The organism is Streptomyces sp. NPDC026538 (genome assembly GCF_055567535.1).
Genome location: NZ_JBVHQG010000001.1, coordinates 1003467 through 1016985 on the forward strand (window position 1 = coordinate 1003467; position 13519 = coordinate 1016985).

Consider the following 13519-nt stretch of genomic DNA (forward strand, 5'->3'; position numbering starts at 1 on the left):
CTAAGCAGAAGGCGTACGGCACGCATGGCGTCAGGGTACCGCAGCACTTGAGCAAGCCGCGACGCGCTTACGTATCAACGGTTGACACGTACGTCTAAGGCGACAACCGGGACAATAGTTGAACCAGGTTCAAAACTTACTTCGCGTAACAACCACTAAGGGACATCGCAAGGCCCGCATTGCCCTTTGATAACAACGCAACAACTCAAACCTCGTACTGATCGGTATGGCGCCACTTAGGCTGCGGCACCGGGACCGCTTTCCCGAACTGCTCGGAGTTGCCCCCATGAACCCTCGTCGTAGTAACAGCTCGCTCCCCAAGCCAGGCCGCTCGGCCTGGGGGGTGGCGTCCGCTGTCGTTCTGTTGCTCATACCCGTGGTCGTGCTGACCGGAGGCAGCCAGTTCCAATCGTTCCTGAACTTCGGCGCGGGCGTGCTCTCGCTCGTCTCGCTGAGCTGCTCGGTGATCTGGGGTCTGGTCGCACAGGACCGCATCTTCCTCAACACCCGCCAGCGGATCGTCGGCCAGGCGGTGCACCGGACGACCGCGGTCGCCTCGATCGCGTTCCTGCTGGTGCACATCGTCACGAAGATCGCCCTCGATCACACCGTGGTGATCGCCGCGATCATCCCGTTCTCGCTCGGCGTCACCGGAAGCGCCGGCCTGATCGGACTCGGTTCGCTGGCCGGACTGCTGATGATCTTCGTGGGTGTCACCGGCGCCCTGCGCAGCAATTTCGCCGCCCCGGCCGTGGTGGCGGCCCGCTGGCGGGCCATGCACATGCTGGCCTACCCGGCCTGGTGCGCCGCGCTGATCCACGGCCTGTTCGCGGGCCGCGCGGCGAAGCCCTTCTTCATGATCTCGTACGAGCTGTGCCTGGTCGGCGTGATGGGCGCGCTGGCGCTGCGCGCCGCCCCGCGCCCGTTCAAGCGCAAGGTCGCCGACCGTCTCGTCTCCATCCTGGGCAGCTCGGAGCGCCCCGACCTGGACGAGCTGGACGCCAGCCGCGCCCGGGTGGGCGAGTCCGGCCTGCCGGGCTACGACGGCGGACGTGAACGCGAGCCGAGGTCCTCGCGGGCAGACGCCAGGGCCCCGCAGCCCAACCCGCTGTTCCCGACCGGCATGGCCGCCCCCGAGCCGGCCTCCGGCTTCGCGGCCGCCTACCGGGCCACCTCCACGCCCGGTCAGCCCCAGTCGCCGTTCGCGGCCGGTCAGACCGCGCGCATGGAGCGGCTGGACCTCCAGGCCACCGAGGCCTTCCCGCGCATGGACGGCCCCGGCAGCACCTCGGGCAGCTGGCCGGTCCCGTCCCCGCCGCCGGTCGGCGAGGCGCCCCCGTCGGCGTACGACCCGCTCCAGGACACCGGATACAACATCCCGGTCTATGGCAATCCGGGCGTCGGCGGACCGGGTGGACGTGATGTGTACGACACGGGTGAGACGAACCCCGGCTACGGCACGTACAACTCGAACGACACGTACAACAGCGGTCCCGCCAACGAACCAGCACCCGGCGCGTCCTTCGACGCACCGGGTTCGGGCGAACCTTGGAACACGCCTTCCGGAGGCTATAGGTGAACGAGGCCCTGCCCGACGTCCCAGAAGTCCGCGTGGTCGGCCTTCCGCAGCTCACGTCGGGCTTCGACCTTGTCGAAAGACTCGATCTGCCCATGCACCTCAAGGTGCACGGGCCGCTTGAACCCCTGGGTGGGGAGCAGCTCGCGCAGCTCTCCGAACGCATCAACCTGAAGGGCCGTGGCGGCGCGGGCTTCCCCTTCCACAAAAAGCTGCGCTCGGTCGCCGAAGCGGCGATCAAGCGCGGCGTCCGGCCGGTGGTCGTCGTCAACGGCAGCGAGGACGAGCCGGCCTGCCGCAAGGACACGGTGCTGATCAACCGTGCCCCGCATCTGATCCTGGACGGCGCGCTGCTGTGCGCCGAGGCGCTGGGTGCCCGCACGCTCGTGGTGGGGGTCACCCGCGAGTCCACGCAGCGCTCCATGGAGCAGGCGCTCGCCGAACGCGGTCTGAGCACCGGCCGCCGTTCGGCCCTGAAGGCGTTCGTCCAGCGCAACCCGGTCCGGATGGTCACCGGCGCGGCCGCGTCACTGATCCGCTCGATCGACGGCGGCCCGGCGGTCCCGCCCGGCCGTAAGACCAGCGCCTCCCAGAACGGTGTCGGCGGTGCGCCCACGCTGCTGTCGAACGCGGAGACGTTCGCGCAGCTGGCGATCGCCGCCCGGATCGGTCCGGAGCGTTACGGCAACACCGGCCTGTACGACGAGCCGGGCACCGTCATGCTGACGGTCTCCGGCGCGGTCGCCCGCCCCATGGTGATCGAGGTGCCCACGGGTGTGCCGCTGCGCTACGTCCTGCAGCTGGCCGGCGCCCCGCCGGTGCCGCAGGGTGTGCTGACCGGCGGCTATCACGGCAAGTGGATCGACGCGGCGACGGTCAACGAGGCGATCGTCTCCCGCAACTCCCTGGACGCGGTGGGCGGAGCACTGGGCGCCGGCGCGATCCTGCCGATCACGCAGGACACCTGCCCGCTGGGCGAGTCGCTGCGGGTCGCCCAGTGGCTGGCGGAGGAGAGCGCGGGACAGTGCGGTCCCTGCTATCTCGGTCTGCCGGCGGCAGCGCGCGGCATGGAGGACATCCTCAACGGCGGCGGGCCGGCTGCCCTGGAAGCGCTCAAGCAGGTCGCCAAGAACGTGAAGCGGCGCGGCGCGTGCTCGCACCCGGACGGCTCCGCGATGTTCCTGGAGTCGACGATCAAGGCGTTCACCGACGACCTGGCCGCGCATGTCCTCGGAAACGGCTGCGGACGGCCCGTGGAGGGCGTTCTGCCGCTCTTCGAGGACGGCAAGATGCCGGCCGGTATCCCGGGCGGCGGAGAGCCCGAGGAGACGAGCGGCAGCCGTCAGAAGATCTACGTCGACTGGACGCTGTGCCGGGGCCACGGCCTGTGCGCGGACATCCTCCCGGAAGTCTTCGAGCTGGGCGCGGACGGTTTCCCGACGGTGGCGCAGGCGAAGGTGCCGCGGTTCGCGGAGGCCAAGGCGCTGCGCGCGGTACGCCGCTGCCCGGCGCTCGCCCTGCGTCTCGAGGAGGACACGCGCTCCCAGGCACCGGCCAGGAACCTGCCGGTCCTCTCACAGGGCCGCGGCCGCCGCGCCCTCGGCCGCTGACCGCACCAGCACCAGCACCAGCACCAGATGTAAGGCGGGCCACCCGGTCGGGTGGCCCGCCTTACATCTGGTGCACGTTTCCCGGCGCCCGTTTCCGGTGTTTTCGAATGATTCCGAAAACGCCGAAGGCGGACCATCCATCCGGACGGTCCGCCTTCGACTTCTGTGGAGCTAAGGAGAATTGAACTCCTGACCTCCTGCATGCCATGCAGGCGCTCTACCAACTGAGCTATAGCCCCGCGTTTCGCTCCGCCCGGTTTCCCTGGCGGCGACGCCAACATTACACGGTCGACCGGGTGCACCACCAAATCGTTTCCGTTCTGTGCGGATACGGGCGCTAGTGTCGGACTTCGTGACCGTGATCGTGTTCTCCGAGACCCGGCGCCGGGTGCCGGTGGCCCTGGGGGCCTGCCTCTTGTCGTTCACGGCGTTCTGGGTGGCTCAGCGGGCCGCGCACGTGTCGATGATCGACCTGATGGTCTACCGGGCGGAGGGCGCGACCGTCCTCGCGGGCGGCGACCTGTACGCACTGCGTACGACGGCAGCTCATCTGCCGTCCACCTACCCGCCGTTCGCGGCGCTGCTGTTCACCCCGCTGACGCTGCCGGACGTCACGACCATGCGGACGCTGGCGACGGCGGGGAACCTCTTTCTTCTGGTGGTGTTCGTTGCGCTGTCGCTGCGGCTCGTGGGGCACGCGCGCGTGGAGGGCGTGCTGTGGGTCGCGGCGGCGGCCGTGTGGTGCGAGCCGGTGTGGACGACCGTGCGCTACGGGCAGGTCAATCTGCTGCTGGCCGTGCTGATCCTGTGGGATCTGTCACGGCCTCCGGCCGAACGTCCGGGCCGCTGGGCGGGGGTGGGCGTCGGGCTCGCGGCCGCGGTCAAGCTGACGCCCGCCCTGTTCGCGGTGTTCCTGCTCGCCACGGGCCTGATGGCACGCCGCGGGGGCCGGGACGGCGGCCCGTGGCTGCGGCACGCGCGCGGGGCGGCCGTCGCCTTCGCGGGGGCGACCCTGCTGGCGGCGGCCGTCCTGCCCTACGACTCGTGGCGGTTCTGGACCGGGATGGTGTTCCGGACTGGACGGGTGGGGCGGGCCGAGGAGACCGCGAATCAGGCCCTGCGCGGCGTTCTGGCGCGGTTGCTGCACACACCCGAGCCGGGGGCGCTCTGGACCGCCGCGGCGGCCCTGACGGCCGTTCTGGGGCTCGCGGTGGCGGTCGCGGCGGAGCTGCGCGGCCGGCGGGGCTGGGCGGTGGCCGGGTGTGCGGTGACCGCGCTGCTGATCAGCCCGGTGTCCTGGTCGCACCACTGGGTGTGGTGCGTGCCCGTGGTGCTGTTGCTGTGGACGCGCGGGTACCGGGCGGCGGCCGCCGGCACGCTGCTGGTCTTCTGCTCGTACGCCCTGTGGTGGGTGCCACATCAGCATGGACGGCCCGAACTGCACCAGAACGCCGTCGACTTGACGCTGTCGGCGCTCTACGCGGTCACCGGACTGCTGTTCCTGGCGCTCGCCCGGACATCGTTGCCGAAGCCGGGCGCCGTTCAGGCCGTGACGAACGAGTAGAACCGCTTGAGCGTGCAGTGCTCCTCGAGAAGACGGCCGTAGATCGGCTCGCCCTCCAGTTCACGGTAGGTCTCGATCGGGTCGCCTTTTATGATCAGCGCCCGAGCGCATTCCTCGCACCAGTACTGGTAGTCGGGGTTGATCGGCTCCATGTCGCGGACGATCGGAGTGCCGCTCCCGCACCAGTCGCACTTCCGCCTGTGTGCACCCATCGATCAGCTCCAGCTGTGGCCGCAGGCCGTGCACACGTAGGAGATCCCGCCATTGTCGCCCAGTACTTGGGCCACATGTACGGAACCGCAGGAAGGGCAGAGCAGCCGGGTGGTCGTGTCCCGTATCAACGCCGCACCGAGGAGGTGGCCGCCCTCCTCATGGATGCTCGCAGGCATCGCTACTCCTCCCGTCGGGCCGCGCCCCCTTCCGGCCGTTTGATTCTGCCACGGCCGGACCAATACGGTCAGCGACGCCTCAGTACCAGTCCGGACACGGCACCCGCGGCCGCCGTCGCGGCGAGCGCCCATGCGCAGGCTGACAGCGCCTCCGCAGAGGTATACGCCCGCGGCGCCCCAAGTGACTCAAGCCGGTTCAAGAACAGTGTGCCGAATGCGGCGACGCCGATGAGCTGGCCGAGTTGGGTGACGGTCGCCAGGAGACCGCTGGCGTCCGCCGCGTCCTCGGGGCGCACGGTTGCGAGCGCTCCGGTGAGGGTGGGGCTGAACGCGAGCGCGAGCCCCGCGCCCACGCCGGCGTACGCCACATAGAGCCACGCGCCCCCGTCGCCGCCGCCGTGGAAGACCAGCCCGACGCCGGTGACGGACAGCCCGGTCAGCGCGAACCCGGCCGGGGTCAGCGCCCGCTGCCAGGAGGCGGGCCACCTGCGCCAGGTCAGGGCGACCACGCCGAAGACGACGGCGGTCGGCGCGAAGGTGAGTCCGGCGCGCTGCGCGCCGTAGCCGAGGCCGCTCTGGACGTGCAGGGTGAGCGTGAAGAGCAGTCCGGCGTTGACGGCCATGACGGCGAGGACGCGGAAGACGGCCAGGCCCATGCCGGGGTGGCGCAGCACCCGGGGTGCGACGATCGGGGCGCCGCCGCGCCGGGCGAGCCGCACCTCGTAGCCGCAGAACAGCGCGAACAGGAGCACGGCGGCCGCCAGGGACAGCCAGGACCACAGCGGCCAGTCCTCCTCCTGGCCGAGCACCAGGGGAACCGTGAGCAGCGACACGGCGGCCCCCAGCAGGACCAGGCCGGGCAGGTCCAGGCCGCGCGCCCGCTCCGGCCCGGATCCGGTGCCCCTCGGCAGGACGCGCTTGCCCAGGACGAGGAGTACGGCGCCGACCGGCACGTTGACGAGGAACACCGGCCGCCAGCCGGTGCCGAACAGGTCCGCGCCGACCAGGACGCCGCCGATGATCTGGCCGGCCGCGGCGCCGACCGCGAGGACCGCCGAGTAGGCGCCGAGCGCCCGGATGCGGGCCTCGCCGGTGAAGGTGCGCTGGATGATGCTGAGGACCTGCGGGATCATCACCGCCGACCCGGCGCCCTGAACCAGCCGGAACACGATCAGCTGGGTGGCCCCCTGGGCCAGGCCGCAGGCCAGCGAGGCCGTCGTGAACAGCACCAGTCCGGCGAGGTGGACCCGGCCGTGGCCGAGCCGGTCGCCGAGGCGGGCGCCGGTGATCAGCAGCACGGAGTAAGTGATGGCGTAGCCGGCCACGACCAGCTGCAGGTCGGCGCCGGAGGCGTGGAGTTCGGAACCGATGGTGGGGGCCGCGACGTTCACGATGAAGACGTCCAGCACGGCCATGAACAGGGCCGCGAGGACGACCGCGAGGAGCAGCCGGGGCCGGTTGTCAGTGCCGGGTGCTTCACTTTTCGCAGGGGTTCGAGCGGGTGCGGGGCCTGGTCCCGTCCGGGATGTCGTCGTCATGTGTCCGAGCGTGGCGAGGGGCCGGTACGGGTGCCGAGAGCCCACCGATGCTGGTACTGGCAGCACCTGGCAGGGGGCGGGTGCGGCGCTCACGATGGATGACGTGACGACGGGGGACGTGACGATGAGGGCGACAGCACACCGCCGCAGGCCGGAACTGGCAGCGTTCCTGCGCAGCAGGAGGGCCCGGGTGACACCGGCCGATGTGGGGATGCCGCCGGGGCTGCGGCGGCGCACTCCGGGGCTGCGCCGGGAGGAGGTCGCCCAGCTCTCGGGCGTGGGGGTGACCTGGTACACGTGGCTGGAGCAGGGCCGGCCGATCAACGCGTCGCCGCAGGTGCTGGACGCGGTGGCGCGCACGCTGCGGCTGGACGCGCCGGAGCGGGAGCATCTGTACCGGCTGGCGGAGGTGCCGTACGCGGCGGCGCCTGAGGGGCTGTCGCGGTCGGTCGGCGCGGAGGTGCAGGGCATCATCGACGCCCTCGATCCGCTGCCCGCGGTGGTGTACACGTCGCGGTACGACGTGCTGGCCACCAATCCGGCCTACCGGGACCTGTTCCTGGTGCCGGAGACGGTGCGGATCGGGGTGCCTAACGTCCTGTGGACGTTGTTCACCGTGTCCGAGGAGGCGTGCCCGGTGGTGCACCGGGAGCGTGAACTGCCGGTGATGGTGGCGACCCTGCGCTCCAGCTACGGCAGACATGTCGGCGAGCCGGCCTGGGAGGACTTCATACGGGCGCTGTCGGGGGCGAGTGCGGACTTCGCCCGGTTGTGGGCGAGCGGTGCTGTGGCGCAGCCGGGGCCGCGGGTGAAGACGTTCCGTCATGAGGCGGTGGGCGAGCTGCGGATGACGTCGCAGTCGTTGTCGATCGACGGGGTGCCGGAGTCCCGGATCGTGGTCTACACACCGGAGGACGAACGCACGCGGGAGCAGGTCGCGTTGTTGCGGGAGCGCAGACAGCGGCTGTGGCCGGTGACCGACGACGAGGCCGCCGAGATCATCCGGGAGTGGAACACGAAAAATCCCGCCCCCTGAAGAGGGCGGGATTCTCTCACCGATCTTTGACAACTCGACAGTGTGTTGAGTGTCGATCTGTGGAGCTAAGGAGAATTGAACTCCTGACCTCCTGCATGCCATGCAGGCGCTCTACCAACTGAGCTATAGCCCCTTGCGTTCTTCCCGTCTTTCCGCTCGGCGGGGCGAACAAGAAGAACTTTAGCCTGCGACCTGCCGGAAAGTGAAATCCGGGTCCCGGGGCGGGACGGGCGGCCCGAGGATCACCGGCCGACGGCCGAAAAGGGCTCTCAGTCGTCGTCGCCGAGGACGGGCTCCGGGAGGGTGCCGGCGTTGTGCTCCAGGAGCCGCCAGCCGCGGGCGCCTTCGCCGAGCACGGACCAGCAGCAGTTGGTGAGACCGCCGAGGCTCTCCCAGTGGTGGGAGTCCAGGCCGAGCAGGCGGCCGATGGTGGTGCGGATGGTCCCGCCGTGGCTGACGACCACGAGGGTGCCGTCCTCGGGGAGCTTCTCGGCGTGCCGGAGCACGACGGGGGCGGCCCGGTCGGCGACCTCGGTCTCCAGTTCGCCGCCGCCGCGGCGGACCGGCTCGCCGCGCTTCCAGGCGGCGTACTCGTCGCCGTGGCGGGCGATGATCTCCTCATGGGTGAGGCCCTGCCACACACCCGCGTAGGTCTCGCGCAGCGCCTCGTCGCGGATCACGTCGAGGCCGGTGAGCTCGGCGAGCTGGGCGGCCGTGTCGGAGGCCCGCCGCAGGTCGGAGGAGACGATCGCGTCCGGGCCCAGGGAGGCGAGCAGCCGGGCCGCGCGGCGGGCCTGGCCGATGCCGGTCTCGGTGAGCTCGACATCGGTGGAGCCCTGGAAGCGGCGCTCCACGTTCCAGGAGGTCTGGCCGTGCCGCCACAGGATGATGCGGCGGCCGCGGCCCTTGCGGTCGGTCACCTCGCCCGTGGCGCTCATCACCACTCCCCGCCCGGCTCACCCGCGTCGTCGGCGGCCTGCAGCTCGGCGTGCTCCTGGGCCTTGCCGCGGGTGGCCTTGGCGTCGGCGGGCAGCTCGATCTCGGGGCAGTCCTTCCACAGCCGCTCCAGGGCGTAGAAGACGCGCTCCTCGCTGTGCTGGACGTGGACGACGATGTCGACGTAGTCGAGCAGGATCCAGCGGGCCTCGCGGTCGCCCTCGCGGCGCACCGGCTTGGCGCCGAGCTCCTTGCTGAGGCGCTCCTCGATCTCGTCGACGATCGACTTGACCTGGCGGTCGTTGGGCGCGGAGGCCAGCAGGAAGGCGTCCGTGATCGACAGGACGTCGCTGACGTCGTAGGCGATGACGTCATGGGCGAGCTTGTCGGCGGCCGCCTGTGCGGCGGCGGTGATGAGCTCGAGGGAACGGTCGGTGGCGGTCACTACGTGGCTTTCCGTCGGCGGTCGTTTGAACCTCAAGGGTCTCACGGACCGCCGGGCGCACCCCACGTGATTACCGGGTCACGTGGGGTGCGGCGGGCGGGCTCAGGAGGAGGACGGCTTGTAGTCCTGGCCGAGGACGACCGAGACGTCGGCGCCCGAGCCGACCGTCCCCTTGGCGACGGCGCCGGTGCCGAGGCCGAGGGTCTTGGCGACCTCGGTGGCGTTCTCCTTGTCGGCGGCGTCGGAGTACAGCACCTTGGAGATGGCCTGGGTGCCGGAGGCCGTACCGCCTTCCAGGAAGGTGTAGCCGCCGTTGACGAGGACCACGCGGGCCTTGTCGGTGTTGTCCTTCACGCCGGTGGCGTTCTGGACGGAGACCCGGATCGCGGAGTCCGCGGAGGGGCTCTTGGCGGTGCCGCCGAGGATGTCCTTGACCACGCTGGAGCTGGTCTGCGCGCTGAGGGTGCCGTCGCTCTGCACGGGCAGCAGGGCGGTCTTGTAGTCGCCGCCCTTGGCGAGGTCGGCGAGCTTGGCGAGGAAGGTGCCGAGGTCCTTGTCGGTGAGCGAGGGGTCGAGGATCTGCGCGAGGGTCTGCACGGTGACCGTGGCGGCCGAGGAGTCGGAGGACATCTTGCGCAACACGCCCTGCATGACCTGCCCGAACCGCTCCAGCTGGGCGTTCTGGGCCTCGCCGGAGGCACGGTAGGTGGCGTAGGCGACGGCGGCCTTGCCGCTGAGGGTCTGGTCCTTGCCCTTGTGGACCAGGGGCGCCTGGCCCTTCTTCTTGGCGTCCGGGTCGGGTACCTCGGCGTTGGTGTCGATGTCGATGTTGCCGACGAGTTCGACGAGGTTCTGCAGGTAGGGGGTGTCCAGGCGCCAGGTGCCCTCGATGTTGGTGCCCAGGACGGTGTCGAGCTGGTCGCGGGTCCCGGAGGAGCCGTCGTCGCCGACGGACTTGGCGAGGGTCGTGGTGGTGCCGTCGTCGTCGGTCATGGCGAGCGAGTTGGGCAGCAGGACGGTGGTGCCCTGCTTGGTGGTGGTGTTGTCGACGAGCAGCGCGGTCGAGGTGCCGCCGCCGCTGGTGTTGTGCAGGTGGACGACGACCACGTCGCGTTTCTGGGCGGCCGCGGACGTCGTCGTGCCGCCCTTGGCGCCGGAGGAGGACAGTCCGGGCAGCTTTCCGGCGTACCAGAGGTAGCCGGCGCCGCCGACGGCGACCAGGGCGAGCACGACGACCAGGGCGACCATGCGGCTGCGGGCGCGGCGCTTGGCCTCTTCGCGGCGCTCGGTGCGGTTCTCGGTGAAGTTCAGCCAGTCGATGACGTCCTCGGAGTCACCGTCCGGGTCCTCGACGAACGCGAACTGCTCGGTGTGGTAGTCCCGTTCGTCCCCGGCGGCCTGGCGAGGACCGGCGGGTTCCCCGACGGGCCCGGCCTGCTGCGGGATGTGCGCGGTCTGCTCGGCGACCCGGGACTGCCGGCCGCCGGGGGCGGCCTGCCCGTAGGGGTCGTAGACGGGCTGGCCGCCGGTGCCGTACGGGTCGTAGCCGGGCGTGACCGGCTGCTGCCCGGTGTCGTGCACGGGGGGGACGGGGGCCTGCCGGCCGGGGTCGTACGACGGCGTGCCCTGCCGGCCGGGGTCGTACGAGGGCGTGCCCTGCCGGCCGGGGTCGTACGAGGGCGTGCCCTGCCGACCGCCGCCGTCGGCGGCGTACGGGTCGTGCCCGTAGCCCTGTCCGGCGTACGGGTCGTACGTCTGCTGTTGTTGTGCGGGGATCTGGCGGTACACCGGCTGCCCGTACTCGTCGTAGCCGACGAGTTCGTACTGGTCGCTTCCGTAGCCCGCGTCGTATCGGTCGTTCACCGGTGCCCCTCTCGGCTCACTCGCCGCGGTACAGCTCGCGCTTGTCGATGTAGCGCACGACTCCGTCCGGCACCATGTACCAGATGGGGTCGCTCTTGGCGACTCTCGCACGGCAGTCTGTGGAGGAGATGGCGAGCGCGGGAACCTCCACCAGCGAGACGCCGCCCTCCGGGAGACCGCGGTCGGTCAGTTGGTGGCCGGGCCGGGTGCAGCCGATGAAGTGGGCGAGGGAGAAGAGTTCCTCCGAGTCGCGCCAGGTGAGGATCTGGCCGAGGGCGTCGGCGCCGGTGATGAAGAAGAGGTCGGCGTCGGGGTTGAGGGCGCGCAGGTCGCGCAGGGTGTCGACGGTGTAGGTGGGGCCGCCGCGGTCGATGTCGATACGGCTGACGGAGAACTGTGGGTTCTCCGCGGTCGCGATCACCGTCATCAGGTAGCGGTCCTCGGCCGGTGAGACCTTGCGGGCGGTCTTCTGCCACGGCTGCCCGGTGGGCACGAACACCACCTCGTCCAGCTGGAACTGGGCGGCGACCTCGCTGGCCGCCACGAGGTGTCCGTGGTGGATCGGGTCGAACGTCCCGCCCATGACGCCGAGGCGGCGTTTGCCGGTGTGCGCGGGGCCCGCCGGTGTGTACCGCGGGGTCGTCACCGTGTCGTAGGCGGCATCGGCCGCGTCATGCGCCGGACCGGTAGGCATGTCCTGCTCTCCCATGCGTGCAGACCCTACCGGCCCGGCCCGTGGGCCCCGCCCCGAGGACGGGTGCCGGGCTCGGCCGCCGGCTCAGCGGTCGCGGTTGAAACGGGTGGTGATCCACAGCAGGAGCAGCAGGATGATGAACGCGCTGCCACCGGTGACGAGCGGGTTGAGGCTGTTGTGGTTGCCGCCGTGCTCCTCGCCCTCGGCGGCGAGGGTGACCAACTGGGCAGCGGCGCTGTGAAGATTCATCATCTGCGGCAGGACCTATCGCGTGTGGACGGGATAAAGACGTCGGCCCATCGTATGCGGGCGGCCCGGCGACGATCACGCCGACTCCTCCGTTGGGCCGACTCCTCGGTTCCGTCGCCCCGGCGCCCCGGTCACACCGGCTGCGCCGGCCACACCGGGCGGGGAACGATCCAGGCGGCTCAGTCGTCCTTCTGTCTGTACCCGCGCAGCAGGAACCAGGCGGTCAGCGCACAGCCCAGGAACATGACGATCAGGACGACCCGCAGCAGGTCGCCCGAGCCCTGTTGGTGGGCGGCGCTCGCGGCCTGGGTGAGCCAGACGGCTCGGGGGTTGTGCTCCATGAGGCACTCCTTCGGCTGTACTGCCCGTCCACGGTATCTCCGCCTAGGCTGGGCCCTGCTTCGGGGGCACGGTGGGCACACTCACGTACATGGGGGATGACATGTCCGACGACGGCCACGAGCGACACGGGCACGAGCGGGTTCCGGGCAGGCAGCGCAGGCGGTTCCCGGGGATCTCCTCCCGCGCGTACGAGCATCCGGCCGACCGTTCGGCCCTGGTGGCGCTGCGCAAGCTGAGCGGCTTCGACACGATCTTCAAGGCGCTCAGCGGGCTGCTTCCGGAGCGGAGCCTGAGGCTGCTGTTCCTGTCCGACTCGGTCCGCGTGTCGGACCAGCAGTTCGCACACCTGAACGACATGCTGCGGGACGCCTGTTACATCCTGGACCTGGAGAAGGTCCCGCCGATGTACGTCAACCAGGACCCGCAGCCCAACGCCATGTGCATCGGCCTGGACGAGCCGATCATCGTCGTCACCACCGGGCTCGTCGAACTGCTCGACGAGGAGGAGATGCGGGCGGTGGTCGGGCACGAGGTGGGGCACGCCCTGTCGGGGCACTCGGTGTACCGGACGATCCTGCTGTTCCTGACGAACCTGGCGTTGCGCGTCGCCTGGATCCCGCTGGGCAATCTCGCGGTCATGGCGATCGTGACGGCGCTGCGGGAGTGGTTCCGCAAGTCGGAGCTGTCCGCCGACCGGGCGGGACTGCTGGTGGGGCAGGATCTGCGGGCCTCGATGCGCGGACTGATGAAGATCGCCGGCGGCAACCATCTGCACGAGATGAACGTGGACGCGTTCCTGCAGCAGGCCGAGGAGTATGAGGCCGGGGGCGATCTGCGCGACTCGGTGCTGAAGATCCTGAACGTGCTGCCGCGCTCGCACCCGTTCACCACGGTCCGCGCGGCCGAGCTGAAGAAGTGGGCCGAGTCCCGCGACTACCAGCGGATCATGGACGGCCACTATCCGCGGCGCGACGGGGACAAGGACACCTCGGTCAGCGACTCGTTCAAGGAGTCGGCGGCGAGCTACGCGAGCGATGTGAAGAGCTCCAAGGACCCGCTGATGAAGCTGGTCTCGGACATAGCGGGCGGGGCCGGCGGCCTGGGCGGCCGGGTCAAGCGCGGTTTCGACGGGTTCACGAGCCCGGCGCCCCGCAAGGATGCTTCCGCGCAGGACGCTCCCCCGAAGGACACGGCGCCGCAGGACGGCCCCGCGCAGGACCCGTCGCAGGACGGTCCGGCGCAGGACACTCCGCCGCGGGACGACGAGTAGCCAGGGC

14 protein-coding genes and 2 tRNA genes are annotated in these 13519 nt (G+C 70.6%); 5 read left to right on the forward strand and 11 right to left on the reverse strand.

Annotated elements, in window-relative coordinates; genetic code table 11:
- The first annotated feature begins 286 nt into the window (after positions 1-286).
- A complete protein-coding gene (locus ACZ4N4_RS04530; RefSeq protein ID WP_467584342.1) occupies positions 287-1579 on the forward strand; it encodes a cytochrome b/b6 domain-containing protein in 1293 nt (430 codons plus the stop codon).
- Entirely contained in the window at positions 1576-3186 is a 1611-nt protein-coding gene (locus ACZ4N4_RS04535) for an NADH-ubiquinone oxidoreductase-F iron-sulfur binding region domain-containing protein (protein ID WP_453572730.1), read from the forward strand. The genes ACZ4N4_RS04530 and ACZ4N4_RS04535 overlap by 4 nt, the downstream gene beginning before the upstream one ends.
- Positions 3187-3352: 166 nt before the next feature.
- Here the strand turns inward: ACZ4N4_RS04535 and ACZ4N4_RS04540 are convergent.
- Positions 3353-3425: transfer RNA gene (locus ACZ4N4_RS04540), tRNA-Ala, on the reverse strand.
- Between the two features lie 113 nt (positions 3426-3538).
- On the opposite strand from ACZ4N4_RS04540, the gene ACZ4N4_RS04545 reads away from it, so the two are divergent.
- Complete coding sequence (locus ACZ4N4_RS04545; protein WP_467584345.1) at positions 3539-4750, forward strand: glycosyltransferase 87 family protein; 1212 nt, start codon at positions 3539-3541, stop codon at positions 4748-4750.
- Here ACZ4N4_RS04545 and ACZ4N4_RS04550 read toward each other — a convergent pair.
- The 3 genes from ACZ4N4_RS04550 to ACZ4N4_RS04560 all read right to left on the reverse strand — a co-directional run bounded on the left by ACZ4N4_RS04550 (position 4729) and on the right by ACZ4N4_RS04560 (position 6677).
- On the reverse strand, positions 4729-4962 hold the full coding sequence (locus tag ACZ4N4_RS04550; RefSeq protein WP_006136074.1) for a hypothetical protein: 234 nt from the start codon (positions 4960-4962) through the stop codon (positions 4729-4731). The two genes, ACZ4N4_RS04545 and ACZ4N4_RS04550, sit on opposite strands and share 22 nt — an antisense overlap.
- Before the next feature lie 3 nt (positions 4963-4965).
- A complete protein-coding gene (locus ACZ4N4_RS04555) occupies positions 4966-5139 on the reverse strand; it encodes a hypothetical protein (protein WP_467584347.1) in 174 nt (57 codons plus the stop codon).
- A gap of 68 nt (positions 5140-5207) precedes the next feature.
- Entirely contained in the window at positions 5208-6677 is a 1470-nt protein-coding gene (locus ACZ4N4_RS04560; RefSeq protein WP_467584350.1) for an MFS transporter, read from the reverse strand.
- A 94-nt stretch (positions 6678-6771) separates the two neighbouring features.
- Here ACZ4N4_RS04560 and ACZ4N4_RS04565 point away from each other — a divergent pair, with 94 nt between their 5' ends.
- The gene (locus tag ACZ4N4_RS04565; protein ID WP_467584353.1) at positions 6772-7713 is read left to right on the forward strand and encodes a helix-turn-helix transcriptional regulator; all 942 of its coding nucleotides are present in this window, start codon (positions 6772-6774) and stop codon (positions 7711-7713) included.
- Between the two features lie 60 nt (positions 7714-7773).
- Here the strand turns inward: ACZ4N4_RS04565 and ACZ4N4_RS04570 are convergent.
- From ACZ4N4_RS04570 to ACZ4N4_RS04600, 7 genes are all read right to left on the reverse strand, one after another.
- A tRNA-Ala gene (locus ACZ4N4_RS04570) sits at positions 7774-7846 on the reverse strand.
- A 136-nt stretch (positions 7847-7982) separates the two neighbouring features.
- Positions 7983-8651 carry a histidine phosphatase family protein gene (locus ACZ4N4_RS04575; protein ID WP_450755586.1) on the reverse strand — a complete coding sequence of 223 codons (669 nt, stop codon included), beginning with the start codon at positions 8649-8651 and terminating at the stop codon, positions 7983-7985.
- A complete protein-coding gene (gene rsfS, locus ACZ4N4_RS04580; protein ID WP_450755588.1) occupies positions 8651-9094 on the reverse strand; it encodes a ribosome silencing factor in 444 nt (147 codons plus the stop codon). Before rsfS ends, ACZ4N4_RS04575 begins: the two co-directional genes overlap by 1 nt.
- Positions 9095-9196: 102 nt before the next feature.
- The gene (locus ACZ4N4_RS04585) at positions 9197-10957 is read right to left on the reverse strand and encodes an LCP family protein (RefSeq protein WP_467584356.1); all 1761 of its coding nucleotides are present in this window, start codon (positions 10955-10957) and stop codon (positions 9197-9199) included.
- 16 nt (positions 10958-10973) lie between these two features.
- Entirely contained in the window at positions 10974-11666 is a 693-nt protein-coding gene (gene nadD, locus ACZ4N4_RS04590; RefSeq protein ID WP_453580759.1) for a nicotinate-nucleotide adenylyltransferase, read from the reverse strand.
- 69 nt (positions 11667-11735) lie between these two features.
- A complete protein-coding gene (locus ACZ4N4_RS04595) occupies positions 11736-11903 on the reverse strand; it encodes a hypothetical protein (RefSeq protein ID WP_351692895.1) in 168 nt (55 codons plus the stop codon).
- Positions 11904-12079: 176 nt separating this feature from the next.
- Positions 12080-12241 (reverse strand): hypothetical protein, encoded by a 162-nt coding sequence (locus ACZ4N4_RS04600; RefSeq protein ID WP_453580758.1) that lies wholly within the window; start codon positions 12239-12241, stop codon positions 12080-12082.
- Positions 12242-12342: 101 nt separating this feature from the next.
- Between ACZ4N4_RS04600 and ACZ4N4_RS04605 the strand changes: the two genes are divergently transcribed.
- Positions 12343-13512, forward strand: a complete 1170-nt coding sequence (locus ACZ4N4_RS04605) for a M48 family metallopeptidase (RefSeq protein ID WP_467585317.1) — start codon at positions 12343-12345, stop codon at positions 13510-13512.
- The last annotated feature ends 7 nt before the right edge of the window (positions 13513-13519 follow it).